We start from the raw sequence: 26,037 nt of genomic DNA, 5'->3' as shown, positions 1-26,037 counted from the left end.
GTCCTGCGAATTGGCGGCTGTCAGTCTCGCGTCGTAATTATTCGTCGGAGGACCGTCGATCTGTCCGCGGCCGGAACCAACCGGACGAGGTTCCGGACGTAGTTGACAGCGACAGTGTGGTCGCTCTGGCGTGCCAGCTTCGTGTAGTAATCACCGAAGGCGTCAGAAACGGCGTTGCTTGTATCGGCCTTATCGGGGCCGACCGAGTGTAGGCCTGCGAGTACGTGCGGCAAAGCGCTGGCACTCATCCATGGCTGAGTAAGTAGTTCTGAGAACCATAAGGAGAGATTACGGGAAGCCGCCCGTTCGTCCGGGGCAAGGGAGACTAGCCAAGCTGACTCTGCCGCGACCCAGCCTTCCATGGCTGTTGGATCATCGAGGCACACTGACAGTGCCTTGAGGACGAATTTCATCTGGTCTTCTAGTGGTGCTGTCGGAGGGGCAGCGGCGATGGCGACAGCGGCTCCTGCCGGCCTCCATGAATCCATAGCTGCTGCCAATTCCATCACTTGCGAGTTGAAGCGGATACCCACGTAGCAGTGATTTATCAGGATTGCTTCACAGACTTCCACGGCGTTTTGCTGCCACAGGCCGTTCCTCCGCAGCAGTTCGAGCAAAGCAGGGGTTCCGAACGTCTTAACGCCGAACGCGGCAGCGATTTGGCGGAGCGACTTGTCATCACACCAGAAAGGAACGTGCCGGGTGGCCGCCAGATCGGCGGCCAGAAGCCAGACGAAGTCTGGCCTTTCGGCTTCCGTTCGGGGAAAAGTCAAAAGTTCCGAGTGTTCTTCCGTGGAGAGGCTTTCGCTGAGTCTCAGCATGCTCTGGGCCATTACATACCGTTTTTCGGCTTCCTCTTCGCCTATTTCAGATATTTTCCGGCGCCCGGCAGAGTCGATGCCTACGGTCATCGTCGCTTTCAACCCGAACTGTGAGACGCCCCGCTGAATGTCGTGGATAGAGGCCGTTGGTACCCTCCAGCCTGAAAAAAGTCCCAGAAGATCATCCGATGGTTGCTGCTTCAGGAATGTCAAGGTGGCCAGTGCTGTGAGGTCAACGACGACTTCCCCGTCCAGGGCCTCTCCGGCGATTTGGACTTCTGCATCGAGGAATTCCGGATCTCCGGCATTAACCCTTCCGGCGCCCTGCATTAGGCAAACTTCTGCATAGCTCTTACCTGTCAGCTCGGAGGCGAAGCCGAGCGGAAGGCTACCGTCCGTCACAGGCAGCAGGGCTTCTTCTATCTGTCTCATCCGTTCGAGAGGTTCTGTCAAGAAGCCGAGCGGATCGCTTTCGTCGATGGTGATGGCCTGAAACAACGTGCTCTCAGGAAAATCGTCTCTAAAGTCCTGAATGAGTTTTTGGAGTGTCTTGGTTTGGTACTCATCGGCATCTTTCGCGTTGGCATACATTGCACTGCTGACAATGGCGGCTCGCAGATGCTCATCCTCCGGGTACCGGTCAGAAATCTCGGCTGCATGCTCAATATATTCAAGCGACGAGGCGAAACTCGAGTGAAGTTCGATCCATAATGTCGTGTTGCTCCTGCTTAGTGGGTGAGGGCTGCCGAACGTTCTGAAGCTTTCCCAGGCTCCCTGGTAGTCGCCAGTCATGAACTGGCATGTCACGAACGCCCATTGGGCTGAAGGATCGTCGCGTTCCAGCTCAATGAGGCGCGCCGCTACGGCCAGCCCACGTTCCCATCTGCCCAGGGAAGTTTCCGCTTCTATGAGCACCAGGTATGCGTTTCGCTTTCTTAGCCAGACAGATCCTCCTGCCTCCAAAGATCTGGTTGCCGCTTCCTTCGCCTTTTCCTGGTCTTCGGCTAGCAGATACAGGTCTGCGGCTCGTAACCACAGGTCAGGATCATTCCACCGGCGCCCTCCCTCGACTGCGACTTCGGCACCTGTGAGGTAATTGCCTTTGGATTCGTGAAAGCGCACGAGGGACGCGGCGACAGGGCGGGATATAGCGGACTTGGTTCGGGCCTGCTGGATGGATCCGGCCGCACCCCGAAAGAGGTCCGAAATTGTGTCGATTTCCTGGGTCTCTGACGGAAAATCCCTGCGCACCCATTCCGGCCAGGCAACAGGCTCCCCAGCATGAGCGAGACGCATACCGATATTTAGGGCATCAGTCGGGTCCGTCGTTGATGTCAGGGCGGTGATCCATGAATCAACGGCACTCTTGGATTCCTCCAGAGGACCTAAGAGGAATGCCTGAACCTGGTCTTTGGTCGGGCCATCGCCGAGCAACGGAAGCAGTTCACGGGCCTGTTGTCCAAATCCCAGTTCCGTGGCTAGCAGAGCACGCTCGGTGATTAGGCGAATGTCGGCTGCTTCGACATCCATTGCTTCCCCTTCAGGTTGTGCAAGACATAGCCTCCAGCCCTTTTCAGAGGACCCCAAGAGCCGGTAGGCACTCACCATTTTTAGGGCAGCCTCACAGCTGTCGCCGCCCCAACGGCGGCGTGAGTCTCTCGCTTTTTCTGCCAGTTGCAAGGCTTGGGACAGGTCGTTCATATAGAGGCGCTGGCTACGTGAGGAACCACGTTCCAGAAGATAGCTGGAAGCGAGCAGCGCGCAACCAATACCACCGTACTTTTCATGTCCCGTGAGCGCCTCATCGATCGCCTCGTTGGTACTTCCCGCGGCATGCAGGAGTTGGGCCATTATGGACTGCCGCATCGCCCGCTGCTCATTGGCTGATGGTTCCCACTCGCGGATCTTCGCTAGGGCACCGCCCTGATCATCCTGCAGGTCCGCCAGCAGGGCAGCGCAAAGGGGATGATTCGTTTCTGCTTGAAGCTGTTCAAGGGCCTGCTGGCGTCCAAGAGGCAGGGCGAGTACTTTCCGAGCGGTCCAGTAGCCACGAGGAGACACTCCCGCAGCAAGGGCTTCATCGAAAAGTTGTCGTGCTGCGTCCCCTGCACCGTGGTCTTCAGCAGCAGATGCCATCCAGCACAGCGCCTTCGGCGGCATATCGGCCAACCAGTCCGGACGGTGGGAGGTCCAGTCCCGGATCTGCTGACTTCGGTCTGTAGCAGCCACAATCTCGGCCACAACCTTGGTTATTGTCGGCCACTCATTGCGAAGATCTTCTGCTCCTTGCGCCCGGTACGCATTCAACTTGGCACAGTTGCTCGGGAAATTGCGGACATCTGCCGCTTCTTCCTTCAACTCGTCCTTCAACGTCTCGAACTGCTCGTTGGAATGTTGGCGGCTGGTGATTCCGTCTACTCGGACCGCATGGGACGGCTTTAAAGACAGGTAGAACGCATCCGTAATGAGTTCGAGCAGCTTGTCCAGGACATCATCCGTCACTCCGTCCTGCGCGGATTCTATGCACCTGCGAAGCTTCGGTACCAGCATGTCCAGTTTTTTCTTCGACGGAGACTGGAGGGTTTCGAACAGGTTCACGTCGGCGATGAGGCGCCTTAAGTCCCAATAGCCGACCATGATGCCGGCCTTCTTCGCCTTGCGTTTGGCATTGAAGGCAACCAGCTCTTTCCGGAACAACCCCGGCACTGCGTCTGCAGCTAGCTTTCCCCCGATCCCGGCGAGAAACTTGATCGTGTAAGTCCATTCCATGCCGGCGTCAGCCTCCTGCATCAGTTCCAAGTCTCTGAACAGTACATTCATTTATAGCCGGCGCCTCGGACGTGCCCCGCCCATAAAACTCTTGGCTTGACACCTCTTATTGAGGAACAGAGCCGTTGCCAAGCGGTTTTCTGCTAATCAACACAGGTGAAAGTTATCCTCGGTGTCCCTCCGCGAACCGCGGTGCCATGGATTCCATCTGCTCCATGACCAGCTTGATGGCGGCCGGTTGCTTGTCCGGCGGGTACCCAAACCTGACCAGCAGCCGTTTGATGGAAGACCGCAGCTTCGCCCGCACGTCATCGCGGACGGTCCAGTCGGTCCGAACGTCCCGTCGCATGACGGAGACCAGTTCTCGGGCAATTTCGGCGAGTACGCCTTCACCCTGGACCTCCACCGCGGATTCGTTCTGGGCCACGGCGTCGTAGAAGGCCAGTTCGTCGTTGTTCAGCGGCGGCGAGAAGTGCGCACCGCGGTTGCCCTCGGTGGCCACTTCCTTAGCCAGCTCCACCAGTTCGGCAATGACTTCGGCCGAGGTCAGCTGCTGGTTGGTGTACTTGTTCATCAGCTCGGTGATCCGCTCGGAGAAGGCCCGCTGGCGCACCAGGTTGTTTCGGGTTGTCTTCGCGGATTCGTCGGTGATCAGCTTCCGCAGGGCCTCGATGGCCAGCTGTGGGTTCCGGGCCTGCTTGGTCTTGGCAATGAACTCGGGCGTCAGGTCATCGAGGGAGGGCTTGGGCATTCCGGCGGCCTTGTAGATGTCCAGGACTTCGCCGGTTTCCGTTGCAGTGGCGATCAGTTCGTTGAGCATCCGCTGGATCTCGGCCGGGATCGACTCGCCGCGTGACTGCCGCTCGTCGGCGTCGAATTTGGCCATCCAGACCCGGATCTCCTCGTACACCTGGATTTCCGGGCGCAGCTCGGCCAGGGTCTCGGCTCCAGAGCACAACGCCCAGGCGCGGGCGAGCTGGCCGGAGAACCGCCGGTACTTGGAGGCCACGGTCTCATCGCCGTCCGAGGACGGCTGGTTTCCGGGGGTGGCGGGGTTGCGCAGGTAGTTGACTGCTCCTGTGACCGCATTGAGAAAGCCCTTGGGTCCGCCCTTCATCCATACGGACTTCCAGTCGTACCCGGCCAGCAGCCCGCGCAGCGTCTCCACCAGGGTCACCGTTAGGGCCACGGCTTCGTCGATGTTCTTGCCGACGGGCTTCTTTTCCTGGTCAGTGCGGGTGTATTCCTCCAGTGCCTTAGCCAAGTTGTCGGCTAGGGGTGCGTAGGCTACCAGCAAGCCGTCTTCCTTGCCGCGGAAGGTGCGGTTCACCCGGGCCAGGGTCTGCATCAGCAGTGCGCCCTTGAGCGGCCGGTCCAGGTAGAGGGTGTGCAGGGGAGGGGAGTCGTAGCCAGTGAGCATCATGTCTTTGACGATCACGATTTCCAGCTCGTCATCCACATTCTTGAGTCGTTCCTTGATCACCGCGTTGGCGGAGTCCCGCCGCACATGGTCGGAGACCGGCGGCATGTCGGAGGCGGTGCCGGAGTAGACAACCTTGATTTTGCCCTTGTCCAGTTCGTCCGAGTGCCAGTCCGGCCGCAGGGCCGTGATCGCCGCGTAGAGATTCGCGCAGATTTCCCGTGTTCCGCCCACGACCAGGGCCTTGCCCGGTGCCTCGATGAACTTGGCCATCTGCGGACGCCGTTTTTCCCAGTGCGCCACCAGATCATCGGCCAGCGCGGCAAGGCGCTTCGACGCGCCATAGACTGCATTGACGACGGCAACACTGGCCTCGATGCGGGCCCGTTCGGTTTCGTCCAGCCCGATAGTCGCCTCGTCGGCGGCCTCGTCGATGATCTCCTGGGTAAGGTTCACCGCTAGGGCCACCTTGATCAGTCGCGGCTCGAAGTACACCGGGATGGTGGCTCCGTCCTCTACTGCGCGGGAGAGGTCATAGATGTCGATGTAGTCGCCGAAGACCTCCCGGGTGTTGCGGTCGTCGAAGGAGACTGGGGTGCCGGTGAAGGCGATCAGGGTGGCGTGCGGCAGTGCGTCGCGCAGGTGTCGGGCGTAGCCGTCCAGGTCGTCGTAGTGGCTGCGGTGCGCCTCGTCGACCACGACGATGATGTTGCGCCGGTCGGAGAGCAGGGGATGGTCGAAGCCGGCGTCCTTCTCGTCCTTGTTGCGGCCGAACTTCTGCAGCGTAGTGAAGTAGATGCCGCCGGTGGTCCGGTTACTCAGCTCCTCACGCAATTCGGAGCGCTTCCGGATCTGTTTTGGCTGCTCGGGCAGCAGCAGGCTGCGGGCGAACGTTTCGTAGAGCTGCCCGTCCAGCTCGTTGCGGTCGGTGATGACCACGATGGTCGGGTTCTTCAGCTTCGGGTGCCGGCCGGCCAAGTTGGCGTAGAGTTCCATCTCCATGGACTTCCCGGAGCCTTGGGTGTGCCAGACGACGCCCGCCTTGCCGTTGCTCTCTACCGCCTGGACCGTGCTTCCCACTGCCTTGGTGACGGCGAAGTACTGGTGCGGCTTGGCGATCCGCTTGGCCAGCCCACCCGATCCTTGGTCGAACGCGGTGAAGTTGCGCAGCAGCTGCAGGAACCGTTCCTGGTTGTACAGACCCAGCAGCGCGGTCTCCAGACCCGTAGTGGTCTCGCCGTCCTGCAGGTCACCGGGGCGGACGAGGTTGCCGTCGTCGTCGACATTCCAGGGCGAGAAGTGGTTCAGCGGCGTGAACGGTGTGCCGTACTTGGCGAAGAGCCCGTCCGAGGCCAGCGTGAACACGCAGAACCGGAATGCCGTCGGAAACTCGCGCAGGTAGGTCTGCAGCTGTGCATGCGCAGCGACCACATCCGCCGCAGCACTGCCGGCCTTCTTCAGCTCAACGATGCTCACCGGCATGCCGTTGCAGTAGAGCACTACGTCGAAGCGGCGCCGGTAATCGCCCTGGACGATGGTCACCTGGTTGACTGCAAGCCAGTCGTTCTCGTCTGGGTCGGAGCTGATCAGCCGGATGGTCGGATTGGCCTCCGTACCGTCTGAATCGATGTAGGACAGCCGGAAACCATCCACCAGGTAACCGTGGATCCGGTGGTTCTCGGCGACAGCGTCGATGGATTTGGGCTGGGCCATCTCCGCTAGCGCCTGCTGTAGATACTGCACCGGAACCATCGGATTTAGCTTCTGCAGTGCCTTGAGCAGACGCGGCCTGATCAGCAGCTCACCCCACGAGTCCCGTTCTCCGGAACCCGGGGCGATCACATCACCGGATGTGGATTTCCATCCCAACGGTTCAGCAAGCTGGTTTAGGGTCAGCCCTTCCCAGTCGGCCTCACTGAGACCCGTGACTGCCTGTGTCATCGTTCTTGTCCTCCCCGGGACTACCTTCTCTTGTAGGAACCTTAGTGCCGACCGGTTGCGGAGCCTTGAACCATTTGTACAAGTGGCACCTGCACTGTTGAAGGGCTATTGGTGCAATATCGATTGTTCAAAATCACGGGCGCCGCGTTTATGCAACGCTCGTTGCGGTAATTCATATCCAATCAGAGTCATATGTAGCTTTCCACGATTGATTCCGTCTCCTTCACTCGAAGCCTGCCGGACATCAGATGGGGGAGGACAGAGTCACGGATGGCTATGAGCGCCGAGTTCTCATCAAGCGAACTTTTTATCTGCCGTTCTATGGTTGCAAGCTGTGTCTCCAGAAAATCCACATTGTTCTGGACAACTTCTGGAATATGAATTGACGCCAGTTGTTTCTTGTTAATCGATCCAAACACGGTTCCTTCAGCCTCATAAGGAGCCCAGAGAGCACTGGAGTCCTTCAGTAGGTGAAACAGAGTGTACGGAGTTCCTGACGTGGAACGGACAGAAGCGAGGCCTCGACCGATGCAGGTTTCTTCTTGAGCGAGGTTCACTCGTCCTACTGGTGCCCGGACGCTCAAAAGGGTGTCCTCCGGTTGGGCCATTCGAACCGGGCAAGTTGTCCAAACGCGATTTTCAGGGTACCGAATTCCGAAGTCCCGGATTCCCTGATAGAAGACGGATCCTTCTCCCGATTCGTTATAGCTTGTCCCTGCCGGAGATGAACCCATGGTCAGCGTGGCTACAGACTGAAGCGCAACGTTCTTTTCAGGATGCGTAGCGTGCCTTGTAGTCGCCCTAGCCAATTGATCGGCAGTCTCAACGAGCTTGGTGTTCGTGGCGATCTTGTCATCAACTGCCCCCAGCACCTCTGCTATAGCCCGCTGTGTGTGTGGTGGCGGGCACGGCACCATAAGGCGTTTGACCGTGGCCACTGGCTGGGCCAGGCCTGGGACTCCCACCGTGGAGGAGTTCTCGAGAATCGAGCGCCGGCCATGCGGTGAACAGAACCAGTAGTAGAAGAACTCCGGAACTGCGCGTGTCGGGTCGAGGCGCACTTTTACCTGGCTTGTTGAGGCAACATAGCGCTCATATCGAGATGCTCGTGGAATCATCGAAACCTGGCCGACAGTGCCCCTGTGGGTGACAACTAGATCGCCCGATGCGAGCTGTGCACCTGGCATTTTGTCCGCCAGCTCAGGGCTGATGAACACGAAGTCGTCGTCATGAAAGACACCTCGTGCGAGATTCACACCTCGTACGACCGGGATTCCGCTGGGGCGATAGTCATCCCTGAGGATCGCGGATCCATATGGCTTGGAAATTGCACTCCTCTCATCTGCGGCTAGCTCCTCCAGTCGCACGGCAGCCCAGTTATGCATCGAGCCGCTCCAACTGTTCGCGCACGACATTGGCCAGCCGCTCGGACTCCTCGAACTGCTCAAACAGTTCCTTGGAGAGCCGCGCGATCTTATCCTCGATCGGCTCACCGTCGTCCTCGACCGCGGCGGCACCTACGTACCGGCCGGGCGTCAGCGCGTAGTCCGCAGCCTTGATCTCCGCAAGGGTGGCGGAGTAGCAGAAGCCGGGTTCGTTGACGTACTTCAGATCGGACTCCACCGCGGAAGCGGTGCCGCGCCACGCATGGTACGTTTTCGCGATCTTTGCGATGTTCTCGTCCGAGAGGGCGCGCTCGGCGCGGTCGATCATGTGACCAAGGTTCCGGGCGTCGATGAAGAGGACCTGCCCGGTGCGGTCCACGGAGCCTCGCGTGCCAATTCTCTTGTCCTTGGCGAAGAACCAGGTGCAGACCGGAATGCCGGTGCTGCGGAAAAGCTGGGTGGGCAGGGCCACCATGCAGGAGACCAGGTCGGCTTCCACTAGCTGGGCGCGGATGTCCCCCTCGCTGCCGGTGTTGGAGGACATCGAGCCGTTGGCCATGACCACGCCCGCCGAACCGTCGGGGGCCAGCTTGGAGATGATGTGCTGGATCCAGGCATAGTTAGCGTTGTTCGCAGGGGGTACGCCATATTTCCAGCGCGGGTCGGCTTCGGAACGGGCCCAGTCCTTGATGTTGAAGGGCGGATTGGCCATGATGAAGTCCGCCTGCATGTCCGGGTGCTGGTCCCGGGCGAAGGTGTCGCCCCAGCGGGAGGCCAGATTGCCGTTGAGACCGTGGATGGCCAGGTTCATTTTGGCCATCCGCCAGGTGCGTTCGTTATTCTCCTGCCCATAAACGGAAATATCTGAGCCCTCCTTACGGTGGGCTTCCAAGAACTTCTCGGTCTGGACGAACATGCCGCCAGAGCCGCAGCAGGGGTCGTAAACCCGGCCGTTGGTCGGTTCCAGCACCTCGACCAGGACGCGGACGACGCCGGCGGGCGTGTAGAACTCGCCACCCCGCTTGCCTTCGGCGCGGGCGAATTTCTCTAGGAAGTATTCATAGACTTCGCCGAGGAGGTCACGTGCTTTCTTGGCTCCCTGGCCAGTGAAGCGGGCGGAGTTGAACAGGTCCAGCAGTTCGCCCAGCCGGCGCTGGTCTACGTTGTCCCTGTTGTACAGACGGGGGAGGGTGGCGGCCAGTGAAGGGTTGCCGGTCATCAGGGAGTCCATGGCCTCGTCGATGAGCTGGCCGATTGACTTGGTTGGCTCACTTCCCATGGCAGGCAGGCCCTTGGCATTCTCGGCGAGGAAGGTCCAGCGGGCGGAGGCTGGAACCCAGAAGACGCCGCGGCCTGTGTATTCGTCCACGTCATCGATCAACTGGGCGATCTGGTCCTCGTCCATGCCCTCAGCTGCCAGTTCTGCGTGAATTTGCTCGCGTCGCTCGTCGAAGGCGTCGGAGACGTACTTGAGGAACACCAGCCCGAGGATCACGTCCTTGTACTGGGATGCATCCATGGAACCGCGCAGTTTGTCCGCGGCCTTCCATAGGGTGTCCTTCAGTTCCTTCATGGTCGATGGCAACGCATCCACTTTTTGCTTTGGAGGCATCAGTCGTTTCCTTTCATTGACACGATTTTGAGGCGGCCGCCCGCAGCGCCGTCCAAAATTAGGGATTCGAGTTCGGTAAGGGCATCCAGTCGGCGTCTGTGCCGCTTGCTGGCTCGCTTCAGTTCTCGGAGGGTTTTTCGCAGGGGTCCTTTTGCGGGCTCCGGAATTCGGCGGACTGGCCAATTCCTCCAACGATCGCCGTTGGCCGGTGCAGCATTAATGTCGGCCGCTAGCACCTCGGCCAGCAGGCCGCCGGGATCGGCATCGCTGATCCGCAGTGCACGAGCCGGAAAAATTACGAGGGCGCCGCCCTCCTGATCCACACTGGCTACTGTTTTCTTCCCGGTACAGAAAATAATGTCACCTGGTTCGGTCCGTCGGGCAGCCGAAAAATTGGCGGCGAGCACCAGTTGGTCAATGCGACGGGTACCAAGTGCCGCTTGGCCAAGCAGCTCGGGGAGACCGAAGACGCACACGCCACCCGTGTCACCACTCTTTAGGAGGCCTTCGTCCACGCGATTTCCCGGCAAGTACTTCAGGTTTCCGGTGGCGATCATCCCACCGATGGTCGATGGGACAAGATGTCCCGCTGGGTCCGCCGCTTCGACGTCCAGGTTCAGCGGCGGCAGGGTAGGCTCTTCATTTAGATTGCGAACCAAGTGATCGATGCGGGCAGCGGCCTCGGCGCCGGTTTGACCGGAGAAATGCGATGCCGAGAGCTGCAGCAGCGACCCGCGGCTGGCCAGCAGTGCCCGGGTGTAGACGGGCCGAGCGAACCGGAAAGAGTGCGCGCGCACGGCGGCCCGGGTCCCCATCGACGCGGCAAGATCGCTGATCAAGTCCTGACGGACGTCATCGCTGAGCTCCTGCCCTGACAGGTCCGCCACCGTGGTCCAGCGTTCAGCGATGTCCACGTGCCACTGTGATGGTCCCAGCACCCACAGCGCTTGAGCCTGTCGTGGCTTGCTCTTCAACAGCCCTGCAGGCAATCGCACCGCCGCCCGCAGGGTGCCCAAGCGCAGGAGGCCGGAGCGTAATTTATCGAGTCCCCGTGACGGGAGGGCGTCAACCAGCGCGCCGGCTGGGCCGATGATTACCCCGCGCTGCTCGTCGTTCATCTGCAACATGATGTTCTCCAACGCAGCCAGGATCTGGGCTTCGGACATGTCCGGGTTACCGAGCGGAGGGAGCTGAACCACGTGCACCACCCGGCCGGTCAGGTTGAAACGGCCGACCTCATCCACCTCCAGACCCTTCCGCTGCACGTCATGGATGCGGAAACGACGGAGCAATAGCCGGGATACTCTGTCGTCTTTGGCGGTTGTGAGTAGGGTGAGATGTGCGTCCTCGCCGGCCGCCCGTACGATTCTCATCAGCAGATCACTACCTCCGCCCGTGGCGTCCACAAAAACCTGTGCTTCCCGGTTCCCTTGAATGGCGGAAAGTTCGAGGGCGGTCTCTGTAACGAGCTCAACTGCCACTTCGCTGAGGGCAGCGGCAGACCGCTCCCGCTGACCGTTGCGGAAGCGGTCTGCCATTAGCTTTTCGAAGGCAGCCTCCGGGCTGTAAGCCGCTTCGGCCAACAGATCGCTGTAAGCAGCCAAACGGGGCAGGTCCATACCCATTGCTTCGAGCTCGGAGTAAAGAAATTCGTCATCTGGGTCCACGGTGTCGGCCTCGTCCAACAAGTCATTTGCGCCCAAGCCGTGTAGCCGCCGGTCCAGTAACTTCCGGAGGGTGAGCAGCGCCGTTACTCCATCCATGCATAGGTCCGGTTGCTGGTGGAAACCGTCCAAGGCAGCGAAGGCTGCGACATCTTCGGATACGTTCTGATTATTGCCCCGGTTCGTGGTCGCCAGCCATTCGATGATCGCGGCGGCGTCGAAGAGTTCCTGGGCATTTTCGATGACTACAGGGGCTGGAAAGGGCGTGCTCGTCCCACGGCTTCGGGTACGCCACATGGAAACGACGGGACGCTGGACCTGGGTGAGCAGGGCGATGTCGACAAGATTTAGGCGCAAAGGAGATTGTTCATGAGCCTCCACTAGTCCCCCTCCGTGTGTTGTCCTTCTCGCGTCGCGTTTGCAGCAATAGGGCCAGCCTAGCCGGGGACCCAATAAATTCACGGTTCTTGCTGATAAGGGGCCTTATCAGCAGAAGCGCAGCGGGCAGACCCCATTTAGCCCTAGTGTCATTCTCACTAGGCCAATCCTGAGGGGGAGCAGCGGTCCGGGCCGTTGCCGGCGCCGGTAATGCTGATCCTCATGGGCGGGCTTCCATCCGAGATCCAGAGGAAATTACCTATGAGCTACAGCAATAAGACCTACGTCGCTTTCGCAAGCGAAGACATCAGTTCCTATCGATTGATGGAAGCCTGGCGGGAGAACAAGAACATCGATTTCAACTTTTACGATGCGCACGATCTCTACATCGCCCGTGACACCAGCAGGCCCGAGACCATCAAGAGGAATTTACGGGAGCGAATGAAGAACGCAAAACAGATCGTTCTGCTCGGTAGCCCAAGCGCCAAGAGCAAGGGAGGGGATGGGATTTCCTTTCTTGCTTACGAGATCCAGGTGGCACTAGAGTTCAACCTGCCCATCGTAGTGGCGCACTTGGATGGCTCCCGAGGCGGCAACACTGCCAACTATCCGAAGCCTCTGAAGGACGCTGATCATCACACCATGTCGGTCTCCTTCCAACCTGCAATTATCAAGTACGCCCTTGATAACTACGCATCCACCTTCGCGGCCAGTGCGACAACAGGGGAACGCGTGTACAAGGCCAACGTCTACTCGGGCTTGGGCCTGTAGGGCGACGAGTTCCTGAGATGGCAAAACTGACGCGCCGGCAGGCAAAAGTTCTGGGGCAACGATTTTTATCGGTACTCGGCTTAAGCGCGGTGCCGATAGGAATCTTGGCTCCCTTGTCGCCGGCATGGTGGGAAGGAAAATGGTGGCTGATCCTCTTGGTGGTAATAGTCGCCGCTATTTGGGCTGCTGTCGCTTTGCGGAGGACCGACCCGAGTCAGCGCTATCGGGATAATGTCGTCATCCGGCTGGTAGTTGGAGATCTCTTCAAGCAGAACGCAAGTGCAGTCATCGGGATGACCACAACTTTCGACACGCTCGTTCCCGATGTCATCGCGCGGGATAGTGTTCAGGGAAACTTTCTTCATGAGGTTTATGCCGGTTCACATCAGAGCTTGGATGAGGACCTCGCCCAAGCTCTGATGGGGGTGCCGCCGTCGGGAACCATTCAGAAGCTAGGGAAACAGGAGGTTTATCCCATGGCCACAGCGGTCACGCTTGCACCCCCGGGCACGGCCCGCTATTACTGCGCTGCATACACTCAGATGGACGAGGATAACCGAGCAACTGGAACAATTCGCAGTGTTTTGGACAGCCTCGATAACGTCTGGGACCAGGCGGATGTATATGGTAACGGCGCCCCAATCTGTGTGCCTCTCATTGGCCAAGGACAGTCCCGCATCCAAGAACTCACTCCCGAAATATCCATCCGCCTCATAGCCCTTTCTTTCCTTCTCCGAACCAGGCGATCACGTTTTGCAGACGAACTGCGCATTGTCATTCACCCCTCGGAGCGGCACAAAATAAACTTCCTCGAGTTTCAGGCATTCCTTACGTCTCTGGCAGCTTCATGACCGATTCCAACCTCGACGTGCCCGAGAATGAACCCTGTGCTTTTTGCGATTACCTCTCCGGTAGACGACCCTTCACTGTCATGTGCCGGACGGACGTCGTTGCCGTACTTGTCACACGGGAACAGCGAGGGATCGGCCACCTCCTAGTCGTTCCCATACGGCATTACCCGACTTTGCTAGAGGCGACACGCGAGGAGCGCCATGCTCTCATCGACACGGTTGCTTCTGCCGCGGCGTTAATCGATGAAGCATATGGGCGTCCCGGAATTGCGGTCTGGCAGAACAATGGAACTGCCGCGCATCAGGCCATCCCTCATCTCCATTTTCATATCGCAGGGACACTCCCAGGTGGCGGCACAGACTTCGAAGATGTCCCCGAGCTTACTGTTGAGCAGACGAATGAGATTGCACGGCGTCTTGCCCGAGCTGGTGGAATATCCGTTTGCCAGTCATGACTAATTTGCGACGGCCGATACGGCTAAGCATTCGATCCACGATCTTATTGGGTGGACAGGCCAAGGCTAGTGACGCATACCGTCACTTGCAAGTGGGACACCGGTTGTTCCACCGCGCGGCGCTGCAGTGACTACACGAGCTGCGGGCGCCCATCGGAGGTACTGGGTATACAGTTTCCCGGCTGAACCCGTAATCGCGAGTCAGTGTTTGATTCACAGGGTGGAGGCGCTGTCGGGGAACGTCGGCTCGCCAACATAGACAAAGCAGAGCTATGTCGCCTTAACCGTTAGTAAGCCTCGCTGAGCGGAATGAATGTAAAGGTAGGGAGCGTCCTCTGCCTACGGGACATCTCAGAAAAGGATCGTTTATCAGGATAAGTCGCCGGTACTGGTGGCGGCCTGACCCGTCGTAGACTGCCTGTATCTGGTGTGCCTCATCAACTTGTCTCCCATTCATTATTTACATGAATGAGATTCATGGCCTTTGATGCGGTGACGGGATCCTTTATGTCGGACACTTCTCCTGGGATCTAGTGCGGCCCAGCATCGTCTGGCTAGCGTTGGCGTTGGCGACCCCACGGTAGCCGTGCCACATTAGCCGGAGAGGTTCGCGCAGCAGTGAGGCGACGGTCTCATCTCGAAGGCGCCACAGGACGGCCTCGACCTTGGGGTTCACCAGGGCAGTTTCTTCCGTCCAATCCCTTAAGGGAAGCCCTGCTGCGATCTCTGTGCCCGTGCCCCGTGGCATGTTCGATCGCTTTTCGTCTTTCCGCTCCATACCGTGTCGTTAGCCGTTAGCCGTTAGCCGTTAGCCGTGAGTTGATGCCGGTATCGATGATGCCAGCACGGACTCATAGCGCTGGAAGGCTCCGGACTGGCCGGCCCGGGCCAGGGGAGGGGCCAGCACGGCAGCCAAGCTGTGCGCTGACAACGGTACGCACCGGTCCCGGCAGTGGCGCCCGAAGCATCATATTTTGGGTCTGGAGCCACGAATGAATCCGAGCTGTCAGTTCTGGCACGGCTGGTTCGGCGTAGCTGGATGGCCCGAAGAGTTGTCCTGCTTTGAGGAGGATGGAGCACATGATCCATTGGGCAACGCTTGGTTTTGTTTGGCGCCCCATCGCCACCGTCGCTGAGCTGTGGCCGCTGACGGAATGTTGAGCATGAACGAGACGCCTCGGGCGCCCGAGCCGCGCACGCTGCCACACGAGATTTGTGATCGCAGTAACAGCTACGGGTGTTGAAACGCGCCGCCAGACGAATTTTTACCCGTGCCGCGCCTGCTGGCCTCGATTGGTGGGATTTCGACCCCCTTACCCCTGCCGGATCGCCTGCCGGCTGAGGCCCGGCGATAGGCCAGGGTTAATGGCAGCGCGCGCGTGGACGGTAAGACGTTGGAGCCGTTTTGCGGCGTTCCTGGGGCTTCTGGGCGCTTTGTGCATGAACCTGCCGAAAACGCGCACACTGAAGGGTTTTTCATGTCGTTTCCGCGTTCCGTGATGTGGTTTTGGGCTGTATTCCAGCGATGAGCAGCAGTGTTAGCCGTTCGAACGCGTTCTTCATTGCCTCGAGGTTTGGTTCGGTTCTCTTTGACTCGTATTGCTTGAGGCAAACCTGCGCCTCAACTGCGAGGTCGACAGCCATGGTTACGTCGCGTTCGTGGCGTGCCTGCCGTGCGGCGAGGTCTGCTGCTGCCTGTGCCAGTTCGGCGTCTGCCTGGGTAGCTGCGCGGAATGGGTGCTGCGTCATGGTGGGGGCCTACTTCTCTGGGTGTGTGGGGCGGGGGTGGGTCTGGCTTAGCTCCCGCCGGAGCTGGTGCATGGGGTCGTCTGCGTCTCGGGGGTGGCGTCTGCTATGCCATGCAGGGCGGGTGTCGTGGCTGATGGCGGGGGATGCCAGGCCGCGGTCCACTAGCCGGCGGGCGAGGTCTTCGAGGCGGGTGCTGTTCAGCGGATCCCGGCGCAGTGCGGTGAGTGCCCTTTGCCTGCGTTTGGTTACACCGACGTCGTGACGCTGCTTAGCCATGGTGGGGTTTCCTTGTCTTGGTGGGGCGGGGGTTGCCGGTAAAAATGTCGCCGGGGAGGGTGTGGATTTTGATGCCTGGGTAGGTGTCGCGGACGGCCCTTGCGACGCCGGCGGGGAGTATGGCTCCCCCTCGCCTGTCGACGTGGCCGCCGTAGACGCGGGGCAACCAGACTTCGCTGAGGGTGGTGTGTTGGGCGCGGATGCTTTTTTGGGGTCTTTGTAAAGCTGTCCGTGCAGTGCAAGGCCGCTGCCGTGGCAGTAGATGAGTGCGGCGGCAATGTAGCCGCGCCGCCAGTCTGAGCCAACGAGGTTCGGCACCCCGGAGTGCCGGGCGACGTATTCGCGCAGTGCGGGCAGGTCGCGGACGATCCGCCGGCCGCATGTGCAGGCCGGGTCCAGTCCGTGGCATTTGGGGAACGCGAGGCATTCGGCGGCGGGGCTGGTGCCGTCGGGGTGGTAGTCGTAGATCTGTCCGTCGGCGGTGAAGGGTTCGACGCGCCAGCCGGGAACCGGCTGGGGGAGCAGGTAGACGCGGCTGTGGTTGAGCACGTCGTAGAACTCGATGGGGTTGTCACGTTCGGGCAGGGGTGTGGGCTGTGGTTTGGTGCGGTGCGTGCGGTCGGGGTCGTGGAAGCCTGACGGGGTGAGGCGGGTGGCTCTAGCGAGCAGTTCGGGGAGCACGTCCGGCAGGCCGGGTATGAGCTCGCCGGCGGCGGCGAGCCTGTGCAGCCCGGGTTCGGTCCACCATGCGGCCGTTTCCACTTCCCGCCGGTTGAGCCGCAGCCGGGGTTCCTGGATGGCGCGGATGACGTATGTTGTGTAGGTCCAGCCGCCGGCGGGGTGGTGCCAGACCGTTGCGCCGAGGCCGGGCAGTGCGGCGGTGTCGATGCCGATTTCTTCCCGGGTTTCGCGGTGTGCCGCCTGTGCGGGAGTTTCGCCGTCGTTGAGTGCGCCGCCGGGGGTTCCCCATAGGCCGGGGTGCCGGGTTCCGCAGGCGCGGCGGATCAACAGGTAGTGTGGCTGGCCGTCCAGGGAGGTGGTCAGCAGGGTTCCGGCGGCTCCGTGCTGTCCGTATTCGCCGGACCGGGTGTGGAACCTGGGCGGGTTCATGGGCTTGTTTCCCTTCGGGGTGGGGCCGTCCAGCAGACGGGTGATTTGGGTGGTTGTGTTTGGGGTGGTGACACTTTGTGACAGTTATTCCCAGTGATCCCCTAGAGTCGATTTCCGCGAGAACCACTGGGAGTAATCGTCATGAAGTGTCATTGTCACTAGTCAGGGCCATTTTCGGGCTTCACGCGCAAGCCGAGTCCTTGCCATCCGCGCGCGCTGCTTGACCGTGTTTCGGTGACGCCGGGAACCTGCTTCAGGCGGGCGGCAATAGCATGGGCGCTTAGCTCCGGTTCGCTGTTCCGGCGAGCCCAATCGGCATACTCGTTGGCCAGTTTCCGCTTAGCTACGGACTGCGCCGGGCCGGTCACGCATTCATCGGCGAGGAAGCGGGCCAGCGGGTCGTTTTCCGTGTGGTAAGTCTCGGTCTTGGCGCGAACGGCGGGCGGCTCGTCCAGGCCCTGCCGCTGGTAGGCCGCGAGCCCTTCCACTGCCCAGGAAAGAACCGCGTCGGCGTCGGCTTCCAGACGTTCGGGCAGGCTGGTATCTTCCCGGCCTTTGAACGACACGTCGAACGGGACAACGCGGATGCGGTCCCATGCCGCCTGCGCCGTGGCGTCCACTGCGGGCAGATCGTTGGTGAGCATCAGGAAGGTGTGGGACGGTGCGAACTCCACAAAGTTCTGGCCCATGCTTTTCGCGGTGATCGTGTCGGCCCCGGTCAGATATTTCATGGTGGCTTCGTTCATCCGGTCGCCCTTGGACAATTCCGACATGACCGCCCAGCGGGCACCGCGCAGAACCATTTGTGCGGCGAGCTCGCTGGCGGATTTGTGTCCATGCCGGCCGGTGGTCAGCAGGTCGTTGCTGGCGGTCACGGCGTAGTCGCCCAGTGCGTTGGAAACCGCTCCGGCCATGACGCCTTTACCGTTGCGGCCGGTGCCGGTTGCGATCACTAAAACGTGCTCGATTACGCGGCCGATGAGTGCGAGCCCGGCGTAGCGTTGCAGGAATGCCCGTACCTGCGGGTCCGGCAGGGATGAGGCCAGGAATCCGGTCCATGGGTTGCTGGTGGTCCCGGGCCGGTAGGCCGCGCGCGTGACTTTCGTGATGTGGTCGGCCGGGTCATGTGGGCGCAGTGTCAGCGTGTGCAGGTCGAGGGTTCCGTTCGCACAGTTGAGCAGCCATGGGTCTGTGTCGGTCTGCGCTGCGAACAACTGCCGGGACGCGAGGGAGAGGACGCCGTCGGATCCGCTGGCGGTCATGCTGGCCTTGACGTCGGCCTGCAGGTCTTTGTCTCCGATGGCTTCGGCCCAGGACTGCCGCAGCAGTTTGGTGAGCATGCGGTTTACGCGGGCTTCCCGGTGGTCGGGTGCCCAGCGGGTGCCGTCCCAGTAGTGCCAGCCTGCGCCGTTGACGTAGAGGGCGCGCCCGGCGGCGTATTGGGTGAATCTGGCGGCGATGCGCTGGTGCGAGCGTAGGCCGTGGTCGTTCCACTTGTTTTGCTGCCCTGCGGGTGTTTCTGCCGGGTCGATGATTTCGCCGGTGGCGGTGTTGATGGTCATGGTGCCGCCGTTTTTTTCCGGTGCGTCGAAACCTTCGATGGTCTTGGGCGGTGGGACGGGGCGCGGGTTTTTCCGGCCGTCGCCGATGCCGGATCTGATGGTGGGGATGGCTTCCGCTTCCGCGAGTCCGGCCGCGGTGGCTGCGTCGAGCAGCCGTGTAAACGCGGTTTGTTCGTTGAGTCCAGCCCCGCTGATGAATGAGCCCATTTTGAGCGCGGCATTGCGCAGTGCGTTGTTCCGGCCGCCGGGCTGCGTGGCGGCGACTTCTGCGGTCTGCCGCGCGAGGGCTTTTTCTAGGTAGGCCGTTTGGCGTTTGTCCGGCGGTGTGCCGTCCCATGCGGGGCCGGGGATGAATTCGGCCGTCTTGGTGGTCCGGTTGTCCGTTGCCCATGCGGCGAGGGTTTCGCCTTCGTCGGGGTCGGTGCCGTCTTCCGGCGTGGGCAGGTCGTTTGTGATGACTCGGTATCCAGCGCCGTGGTAGCTGGCGCGGCGGGTGCCGGGGGCAAAGGCGTTTCGGCCGTGGGAGAGGATTTCGACGCCGGCGTATCCGGAGAGTCCTGGCCGGCCGTCCTGTGCGGCGATGTTGGGCAGGTCGGGGTGTCCGGCGACGTAGAAGTGCCGGCCGCCGGATGGGGTGGCGATTTCGGCGTGAATGGTGATACTGAGGCTGTCGAGCAGGTGCCGCACTTGGTCGGGGTCCGCGCCGTTTTTTGTGTCGACGTCGATGACGGCGAGGGGGCCGCCGGTTGCGGCCATGATGGCGTCGCCGTGCTGCATCCGGCGCAGCCGCTCGGGGTTGCCGTCTGCGGTGAGTTGCTGCCAGCCTTGCGGGCGGTCGTATTCGCTGCCGTTGCTGCCGGGCGGCGCGGTGAACAGTGGGACGCCGAGGGCATTTAGCGCAAGGATGAATTCGAGCGCTTCGGCGTCTTCGAGTAATGGATTCGTGACTGTACGGCCGGCGTGAGCGTCGGCACTCTGGCCTATAATGGGATTGTCCGCAGCAGGACGATTTGATGGCCCCTCGGTACCCGATATGACCGAGGGGCTTTCTTGTGCCGTCATGCCGTGGCACCGCCGTTTCCGGAAGCGCGCAACAGTGCGGCGATTTTTTGCGCTTGCTCGGGGGTCAGCTTCGGGGCGGATTCGACGAGTTTTTGGATGTGGGTTTCGACGGGGTCCGCCCCGGCGGGTACGGCGGCCTTGTCGAGGTCATCGCGCCGGATGCGGACGGAATGCGGGCCAACTTTGACGGCTGGCAGCGCGCCGGATTTTATCTGTCTCCGGATGGTGCTTGCGCTGACGCCTTGCAGTTGGGCTGCCTGGTTGATGTTCAGCCGCGGTGGTTCGTCCGATACGGGACGGGTTTGTTTGGTGGACACATTGTGTCCTCCGTCTATCTGTACTTGTTGGGGTATCTCCTTGGCGCGGATTCTGCGCCGGTAGTTTTGATCATAAGTGGCGTTTCTGCAACATAAAGCGGCTTTGTGGAGGCTTCGGGAGTGAGACTTCTTACTTCCAGTTGATCCGGATGGAGTCGGGCGTGAAATAGGGTGTGCCGGGTTCCCAGCCGGGCGGACGGCCCCGGCCTGTCGGAAGGATGGTCACCGTAGCCAGCGCGTCGATGATGGCCCGCTGCCGCCCGAGCGGCGCGGCATGGAACGCGGTGGCGGCGTCCGGTGCGGTGAGCAGGTCGTTCATGCCGGCTGCCCGCCCAGCGTCGGCCAGCTGCTCTTCGATGCCGGCTATTTTTTCTTCGAGCCGCCGGGTGGCTGTCTTAAGTTGCGACGGGGTTAGGATCCCGTCGGCGTAGTCCGTGCCGAGGCCCGCGAGGCGTTCGCGCAGGCTTGCGGCTTCGTCGCGCAGTGGTGCTATGTCCACGTCGTTACCGGCGGTGAGTGCTTGCAGCGCGTCGGGCATGGACAGCCGGGCCGCGATGACTTTGAAAACGTATTCGTCGGTGGCTGTGAGGTTCCGCGTAACGTGCCCGCTGCCTTGGTTGCACCTGTAGACGCGGCGCTGCCCGCTGGTCATGGAAGCGCGGACAGGTTCCCCGCATATGCCGCAGCGGTAGAGGTTGGATCCAGGCCATTTGCGCTCGCTTCCGGCGTTGGTGCGGCGGTCGGGGTTTTTGAGAATGGAAACGACGGCGCGCCATGTTGCCTCCGGCAGAATCTGATCCCACTTAGCGGGCTCATCCAGTATTCGCCCGTTCGCCTCGATGAATCCGGCGTTCCTTGGCCGGAGCAGGATTTCCCGCAGGGAGCGGTCAGTGATGGGGCGTGCCTTGGCCGAGGTGCTGGTGAAGCCCTGCGCGGTTAGCTCCTTGGCGATGGAGCGCAGGGACTGGCCGGCCAGCAGTGCGCTTGCGGCCTGCTGCACGGCCTTGGCTTCGCGTTCGTTGATGGTTTGGCCGTCTGCTTCGTATCCGAACGGGCGGGGACCGCCACGCCATTGGCCCTTTTCCGCCGCCTGTTGCTTGGCACGGATCATCCGATCCCGGCCGTGCTCCACTTCGCGTTGGCTAATGGAACCGAGAATTTTTGCATTCATGCGGCCGTCGGGGGTGCTGAGGTCGATCTTGCCGCCACGGACGGTGGCAATAGCAGCATCGGAGTCCTGAACGATGGTAATGAATTGTTCGAGTTCGGCTGTGCGGCGGTGCAGCCGGTCGGAGTGCCAGGCGATGACGGCGTTGACGGTGCCTGCCTGTAAGTCGCGCAGCATGGCGTTATAACCGGGGCGCGGCTTCTTCCGCTGGTAGGCGGAAATGTCGTTGTCTTGGTAGATGGTGCCGACGGTCCAGCCGAGCCGTGCGGCGAGTTCGCGGCAGTCCTGCTCCTGCCGCTGCACGCCGAGCCCGGCCCCTTCCCGGTCGTTGGAAATTCGGGTGTAGATCCCTGCTATCCGATTGCTTTTCATAATGTGTCTAGAGTAACCTTTTGACCTGGCAATTCTGATGTCGGCCCTGCAGGCAGCCGGTGATGTCCGGCCAAGCGGCGGGACCGTGTTCCTTTCCGAACTGGGACTTGACGGCAGGCTGAGGCCCATCCGGGGAGTATTGCCGGCCGTCATGGCAGCGGTTGATGACGGCCACCCAGAGGTCGTCGTGGCGGCGGCCAATCGGGCGGAAGCGGAACTGGTTCCGGGGGGCAAGGTCCGGAGTTATGGAACTCTGGCTGAATTGCTCCTTGCCTATGGGGCGGATCCGGTCCCGCTGCTGCTTCCGGTGGGAGGGGCAGAGGAAACTCCCACCGGGCGCGAGAGCCCGTCAGCCGGTGAATGCCGCGAACCCGACATGGCAGACATCGCAGGCCAGCACGAAGCCAGGACTGCCATGGAGGTTGCGGCTGCCGGCGGGCACCACGTCATGCTCGTCGGTCCGCCCGGGGCCGGTAAGACGATGCTGGCGGAACGCCTGCCCGGTCTGCTGCCGGACCTGCCGGACCACCACGCCATGGAGGTCACGGCGGTTCATTCCCTGAGCAATACAGCCGCTCATTTGACCCAGTTGCTGCGGCGTCCGCCATTTGAGAACCCGCATCACACGGCCACCACTGCTTCCATCATCGGCGGCGGTTCCGGAGTCCCGCGCCCTGGTGCAGCATCCCGGGCACACCGCGGCGTCCTCTTCCTCGACGAGGCGCCTGAATATGACCGCGCCGTACTGGATGCGCTGCGGCAGCCGCTGGAGAGCGGGAACCTGGTGCTCCACCGGGCAGCGGGGACGGCTGCCTATCCTGCCCGCTTCCAGCTGGTGCTGGCGGCGAATCCCTGTCCCTGTGGGATGGCCAGCGGCAAAGGACTGGAGTGCAGCTGCACGCCCATGCAACGCCGCCGGTATTTCGGCAAGTTGTCCAAACCTCTAATAGACCGCATAGATCTTCAGCTGCGGCTCAACCGGCTGTCGCTGGCCGACATGGCCGGCGCCGCTGAGCAGGAAGCAAGCCGTACCGTTGCGACGCGGGTGCGCGAAGCCAGGAGGGCCCAAAGGGAGCGGCTGGGGCGTTGGGGACACGAACTGAATTCTGAGGTTTCAGCCGAGCTGCTCAAGACCGAGCTGCGGCTTTCGCGCACGGCAACGGTTGACCTCGACAAGGCAATGGAGCGCGATGTGCTGACAGGCCGGGGCTATGCCCGCGTGCTCAGGGTGGCCTGGACCATGGCCGACCTGGCGGGTCTGGCGGTTCCCGATCGAGACTGCGTCAGCACAGCGCTGGCTTTCCGCCAACAGGTGGGTGCAGCATGATGACGACGACTACTCCGGCCGCCGACCGCAGGGCGCGGGCGGCCTTATCGCGGCTCATGGAGCCTTCGGACTGGGTGGGACTCGCCCTTGTCGCGGCCGTTGGCGCCCTGGATGGGCTGCGTATCGCTACAGGCGAGGTGAAACCGGGGCCGGAGCTGCAGGCTGAGCTGTACCGCCTGCTGAACCGGGAACAGTCACGCAGCCAGCAGGGAATGCTTTCCGAAGCCCTGCAGCGCTGGCATCCGCGCATTAAGGATCTGGACCCGGATCGGGACCTGGCCACGATCGATCGCCTTGGCGGGACTGTTCTGGTGCCAGGCGATGAGTCTTGGCCAATGGCACTGGCTGATCTCGAGCTCGCAGAACCGCTGTGCCTGTGGGTCCGCGGGCAACACTCAGGCGGAATTCCTCCAGCAGAACGCACCGTAGCCCTGGTTGGTTCAAGGGACAGCACGAACTACGGCAACTCTGCTACCGGCGACCTGGCAGCAGGCCTGACGCAAAAGGGCTATTGCGTGGCTTCCGGAGGTGCCTACGGCATCGACGCCCAGGCGCATCGGTCCGCCCTGGCAGCCGCGGAGCCAGGGCATTGGCCAGCCACCGTTGCCATCATGGCGTGCGGGCTGGACCGCTATTATCCGGCGGGGAATGAGGAACTGCTCCGAACGGTCGCCAGCCGAGGACTTCTGCTCTCCGAGCTGCCGCCGGGCGCCGCACCAACTCGCTGGAGGTTCCTCCAGCGCAACCGATTAATCGCCGCGCTGGCCGGTACCACGGTAGTCGTAGAAGCCCGGTGGCGCTCGGGTGCGCTGAACACGGCGCACCATGCTGCTGGACTTGGCCGTCCGGTCGGCGCAGTGCCGGGATCCATTTACTCGGCGAACTCTGCGGGCACCCACCGGCTGCTGCGGGACGGCAGCGCAGTCTGCGTAACCAACGCTGCGGAAGTTGCTGAACTGGCGGGACCCCTTGATGCAGGGGTAGCCGGAGAGCAGCAGGCGCCGCTCTCCGATCATGACGGTCTCAGCGTGGAGGACTTGCTCCTGCTGGACGCACTGCCCGTGAGGCAGGGAACCACGGTCGAGAAGCTTTCGGCTGTAGCAGGGTTGCCCATGAGGGCGGTGCTGGCGGGGCTCGGCCGGCTGGAGATCATGTCCCTTGCCCAGCAGGATTCGTCGGGCTGGCGGCGGCAACGGCGGGGCTGAATGCTGGGTGGTCCTAGCTTCCTAAATCCTGCCCAAGCCTAACGTGTGGCGTCTTGAGTTCGAGACCGGGATCGAGGACAGTGGAACGATGAATGCTCGTGAGACGCCGGAAGCTGCATTGAGCCGGCCATGGCCGGAAAGCTTCTGCTCAGCGTTCAGCGGGTTTGAAAAGTACCTGACTGCCGAACGTGCCCATTCGGAACACACCACACGTGCCTATCTCGCCGACCTCCATCAGCTCTTCAACTTCGCGGCGGACAACTCCATAACTGATTTACGTGGACTCAGTCTGCTGACTTTACGTGCTTGGCTGGGCACCATGAATGCCGACGGACTGGCCCGGTCCAGCATCGCCCGCCGTGCCGCGGCCGCCCGAATGTTTACCGCGTGGGCCCTGCGCGAAGAGCTGATCGGAAACGATCCTGCAGTGCGCTTGCAGGCCCCCAAACGCCAACGGACGCTGCCCCACGTCCTGCAGCGGCGCCAAGTGGAACAACTCTTCTTGACGCTGTCCGAGGAAGCGGCCGAGGGGCAGCCCGTTCCGCTGCGCGACCGTGCGCTGATCGAACTTCTCTACGCCACAGGAATTCGTGTTGGGGAGTTAGCCGGACTGGACATTGACGACCTTGACCAGGACCGCAGGCTGGTACGCGTGCTGGGTAAGGGCAATAAGGAGCGCGCTGTTCCCTATGGCGTTCCTGCCGCTACTGCGTTGGACGACTGGCTTCGCCGCGGTCGGGGAGCGCTGGCCACGGATGCCAGCGGTCCGGCGCTGTTTCTGGGCCGCCGGGGAAAACGGATCGACCAGCGGCAGGTGCGGGACGTTTCCGCACGCCTGTTTGCCGGACTGGGCGACACCGCCGCCACCAGCCCGCACGCATTGCGCCACAGTACCGCTACCCATCTGCTCGACGGTGGCGCGGACCTCCGCGCCGTCCAGGAGATTCTTGGCCATGAGTCCCTGGCGACTACACAGATCTATACCCATGTATCGGTGGATCGCCTGCGAGCAAGCTATAAGCAGGCACATCCACGCGCCTAATGCGGTCGGTGAATGGCAACTCGGTAGTTACGCTGGCGGAATTCCCGGACATGCGGCAGAATGAGTCACATAATCCATCGGGTTGACGAAATACTGATAGATGTATCGTCGAATCAACCTGAGCAATAGCAGCGTCGGAATCAGATAACTGTCCGTGGGCTGAAGGTCGTTGGGGAAGACGTACCTACAGCAAATTGGAGGATGGGATGTCTGTTGTGATGACGCGTGGTGTGCTGTTTGTGCATTCGGCGCCTACAGCGCTATGCCCCCACATCGAGTGGGCCGTCGGATCCGTCGTGGACAAGCGAACGGATCTTGACTGGACCCCTCAACCTGCTGCGCCCGGAATGTTCCGGGCCGAACTCTCGTGGATTGGTCCACAGGGGACAGGTTCTATGCTGGCGTCCGCCTTGCGCGGCTGGGCCCACCTGCGTTATGAGGTGACAGAAGAGCCGAGCCCCGGCGTCGACGGGGGCCGCTGGTCGCATACGCCCGAGCTCGGCATATTCCACGCGGCAACAGACGTCCATGGCAACATCATGGTTTCGGAAGACCGCATCCGCTACGCCTACGAGACGGGCGCCGGTGATCCGGCAGCTGTGTACCACGAGCTCTCCTTGGCACTGGGCGAGGCTTGGGATGAAGAGCTGGAACCCTTCCGGCATGCAGCCGAGGGCGCGCCCGTCCGGTGGCTTCACCAAGTCGGGTGACACTCCTGCATCAAGCGTCTTCGCCGCTCATCCAACATCAAAGCAAAGGAGAGGCTGCCCAGCGAACCGC

The 26,037-nt window shown here is 61.5% G+C and carries 16 protein-coding genes and 1 pseudogene; 7 read left to right on the top strand and 10 right to left on the bottom strand.

Annotated elements, in window-relative coordinates:
- Positions 1–20 precede the first annotated feature (20 nt).
- The 5 genes from AC5RWO_RS12310 to AC5RWO_RS12290 all read right to left on the bottom strand — a co-directional run bounded on the left by AC5RWO_RS12310 (position 21) and on the right by AC5RWO_RS12290 (position 12,074).
- Entirely contained in the window at positions 21–3,641 is a 3,621-nt protein-coding gene (locus AC5RWO_RS12310; RefSeq protein WP_498731637.1) for a tetratricopeptide repeat protein, read from the bottom strand.
- A gap of 112 nt (positions 3,642–3,753) precedes the next feature.
- Complete coding sequence (locus tag AC5RWO_RS12305; RefSeq protein WP_498731636.1) at positions 3,754–6,951, bottom strand: type I restriction endonuclease subunit R; 3,198 nt, start codon at positions 6,949–6,951, stop codon at positions 3,754–3,756.
- Between the two features lie 188 nt (positions 6,952–7,139).
- Positions 7,140–8,336, bottom strand: coding sequence for a restriction endonuclease subunit S (locus AC5RWO_RS12300; RefSeq protein ID WP_498731635.1), 1,197 nt, complete (start codon positions 8,334–8,336; stop codon positions 7,140–7,142).
- Entirely contained in the window at positions 8,329–9,948 is a 1,620-nt protein-coding gene (locus AC5RWO_RS12295; RefSeq protein ID WP_498731634.1) for a class I SAM-dependent DNA methyltransferase, read from the bottom strand. Before AC5RWO_RS12295 ends, AC5RWO_RS12300 begins: the two co-directional genes overlap by 8 nt.
- Entirely contained in the window at positions 9,948–12,074 is a 2,127-nt protein-coding gene (locus AC5RWO_RS12290; protein ID WP_498731633.1) for a hypothetical protein, read from the bottom strand. Before AC5RWO_RS12290 ends, AC5RWO_RS12295 begins: the two co-directional genes overlap by 1 nt.
- A 177-nt stretch (positions 12,075–12,251) precedes the next feature.
- Here AC5RWO_RS12290 and AC5RWO_RS12285 point away from each other — a divergent pair, with 177 nt between their 5' ends.
- Genes AC5RWO_RS12285 through AC5RWO_RS12275 form a run of 3 tightly spaced genes read left to right on the top strand, consistent with a single transcriptional unit; the run spans position 12,252 to position 14,067 of the window.
- A complete protein-coding gene (locus tag AC5RWO_RS12285; RefSeq protein WP_498731632.1) occupies positions 12,252–12,761 on the top strand; it encodes a TIR domain-containing protein in 510 nt (169 codons plus the stop codon).
- Between the two features lie 17 nt (positions 12,762–12,778).
- A complete protein-coding gene (locus AC5RWO_RS12280) occupies positions 12,779–13,612 on the top strand; it encodes a macro domain-containing protein (RefSeq protein WP_498731630.1) in 834 nt (277 codons plus the stop codon).
- The gene (locus AC5RWO_RS12275; protein ID WP_498731629.1) at positions 13,609–14,067 is read left to right on the top strand and encodes an HIT family protein; all 459 of its coding nucleotides are present in this window, start codon (positions 13,609–13,611) and stop codon (positions 14,065–14,067) included. The genes AC5RWO_RS12280 and AC5RWO_RS12275 overlap by 4 nt, the downstream gene beginning before the upstream one ends.
- Before the next feature lie 1,476 nt (positions 14,068–15,543).
- Here AC5RWO_RS12275 and AC5RWO_RS12270 read toward each other — a convergent pair.
- The 5 genes from AC5RWO_RS12270 to AC5RWO_RS12250 all read right to left on the bottom strand — a co-directional run bounded on the left by AC5RWO_RS12270 (position 15,544) and on the right by AC5RWO_RS12250 (position 21,683).
- Positions 15,544–15,816: a hypothetical protein gene (locus AC5RWO_RS12270; protein WP_498731628.1), complete on the bottom strand. Its 273-nt coding sequence runs from the start codon at positions 15,814–15,816 to the stop codon at positions 15,544–15,546.
- 9 nt (positions 15,817–15,825) lie between these two features.
- Positions 15,826–17,202 carry an NUDIX domain-containing protein gene (locus tag AC5RWO_RS12265; protein ID WP_498731626.1) on the bottom strand — a complete coding sequence of 459 codons (1,377 nt, stop codon included), beginning with the start codon at positions 17,200–17,202 and terminating at the stop codon, positions 15,826–15,828.
- A gap of 158 nt (positions 17,203–17,360) precedes the next feature.
- Positions 17,361–19,826 carry a phage/plasmid primase, P4 family gene (locus AC5RWO_RS12260; protein ID WP_498731625.1) on the bottom strand — a complete coding sequence of 822 codons (2,466 nt, stop codon included), beginning with the start codon at positions 19,824–19,826 and terminating at the stop codon, positions 17,361–17,363.
- Positions 19,823–20,143, bottom strand: coding sequence for a helix-turn-helix domain-containing protein (locus AC5RWO_RS12255; RefSeq protein ID WP_498731624.1), 321 nt, complete (start codon positions 20,141–20,143; stop codon positions 19,823–19,825). Before AC5RWO_RS12255 ends, AC5RWO_RS12260 begins: the two co-directional genes overlap by 4 nt.
- Before the next feature lie 130 nt (positions 20,144–20,273).
- Positions 20,274–21,683: a recombinase family protein gene (locus tag AC5RWO_RS12250; protein ID WP_498731622.1), complete on the bottom strand. Its 1,410-nt coding sequence runs from the start codon at positions 21,681–21,683 to the stop codon at positions 20,274–20,276.
- A 19-nt stretch (positions 21,684–21,702) separates the two neighbouring features.
- Between AC5RWO_RS12250 and AC5RWO_RS12245 the strand changes: the two are divergent.
- The 4 genes and pseudogenes from AC5RWO_RS12245 to AC5RWO_RS12230 form a co-directional block, all read left to right on the top strand.
- Positions 21,703–23,010: pseudogene (locus AC5RWO_RS12245) on the top strand (YifB family Mg chelatase-like AAA ATPase); the annotation flags it as partial.
- A complete protein-coding gene (locus tag AC5RWO_RS12240) occupies positions 23,010–24,215 on the top strand; it encodes a DNA-processing protein DprA (protein ID WP_498731702.1) in 1,206 nt (401 codons plus the stop codon). The pseudogene AC5RWO_RS12245 and the gene AC5RWO_RS12240, both read left to right, overlap by 1 nt.
- Positions 24,216–24,303: 88 nt before the next feature.
- The gene (locus tag AC5RWO_RS12235; protein ID WP_498731621.1) at positions 24,304–25,257 is read left to right on the top strand and encodes a tyrosine recombinase; all 954 of its coding nucleotides are present in this window, start codon (positions 24,304–24,306) and stop codon (positions 25,255–25,257) included.
- 206 nt (positions 25,258–25,463) lie between these two features.
- On the top strand, positions 25,464–25,967 hold the full coding sequence (locus tag AC5RWO_RS12230; RefSeq protein WP_074702062.1) for a DUF3145 domain-containing protein: 504 nt from the start codon (positions 25,464–25,466) through the stop codon (positions 25,965–25,967).
- Positions 25,968–26,037: the final 70 nt, after the last annotated feature.

The sequence above is a fragment of the Arthrobacter sp. B055-34 genome (assembly GCF_059090425.1).
The sequence above is the reverse complement of the archived record's forward strand: the minus strand, read 5'-3'. Positions and strand labels throughout refer to the sequence as shown.

What these genes read in the sequence shown, in the direction of transcription:
- AC5RWO_RS12275 (WP_498731629.1), top strand. Translation starts at nt 13,609, where the DNA reads ATGACCGATTCCAACCTCGACGTGCCCGAGAATGAACCCTGTGCTTTT.
- AC5RWO_RS12310 (WP_498731637.1), bottom strand. Translation starts at nt 3,641, where the DNA reads ATGAATGTACTGTTCAGAGACTTGGAACTGATGCAGGAGGCTGACGCC.
- AC5RWO_RS12270 (WP_498731628.1), bottom strand. Translation starts at nt 15,816, where the DNA reads ATGACGCAGCACCCATTCCGCGCAGCTACCCAGGCAGACGCCGAACTG.
- AC5RWO_RS12230 (WP_074702062.1), top strand. Translation starts at nt 25,464, where the DNA reads ATGTCTGTTGTGATGACGCGTGGTGTGCTGTTTGTGCATTCGGCGCCT.
- AC5RWO_RS12260 (WP_498731625.1), bottom strand. Translation starts at nt 19,826, where the DNA reads ATGACGGCACAAGAAAGCCCCTCGGTCATATCGGGTACCGAGGGGCCA.
- AC5RWO_RS12280 (WP_498731630.1), top strand. Translation starts at nt 12,779, where the DNA reads ATGGCAAAACTGACGCGCCGGCAGGCAAAAGTTCTGGGGCAACGATTT.
- AC5RWO_RS12235 (WP_498731621.1), top strand. Translation starts at nt 24,304, where the DNA reads ATGAATGCTCGTGAGACGCCGGAAGCTGCATTGAGCCGGCCATGGCCG.
- AC5RWO_RS12285 (WP_498731632.1), top strand. Translation starts at nt 12,252, where the DNA reads ATGAGCTACAGCAATAAGACCTACGTCGCTTTCGCAAGCGAAGACATC.
- AC5RWO_RS12240 (WP_498731702.1), top strand. Translation starts at nt 23,010, where the DNA reads ATGACGACGACTACTCCGGCCGCCGACCGCAGGGCGCGGGCGGCCTTA.
- AC5RWO_RS12265 (WP_498731626.1), bottom strand. Translation starts at nt 17,202, where the DNA reads ATGAACCCGCCCAGGTTCCACACCCGGTCCGGCGAATACGGACAGCAC.
- AC5RWO_RS12305 (WP_498731636.1), bottom strand. Translation starts at nt 6,951, where the DNA reads ATGACACAGGCAGTCACGGGTCTCAGTGAGGCCGACTGGGAAGGGCTG.
- AC5RWO_RS12250 (WP_498731622.1), bottom strand. Translation starts at nt 21,683, where the DNA reads ATGAAAAGCAATCGGATAGCAGGGATCTACACCCGAATTTCCAACGAC.
- AC5RWO_RS12300 (WP_498731635.1), bottom strand. Translation starts at nt 8,336, where the DNA reads ATGCATAACTGGGCTGCCGTGCGACTGGAGGAGCTAGCCGCAGATGAG.
- AC5RWO_RS12295 (WP_498731634.1), bottom strand. Translation starts at nt 9,948, where the DNA reads ATGCCTCCAAAGCAAAAAGTGGATGCGTTGCCATCGACCATGAAGGAA.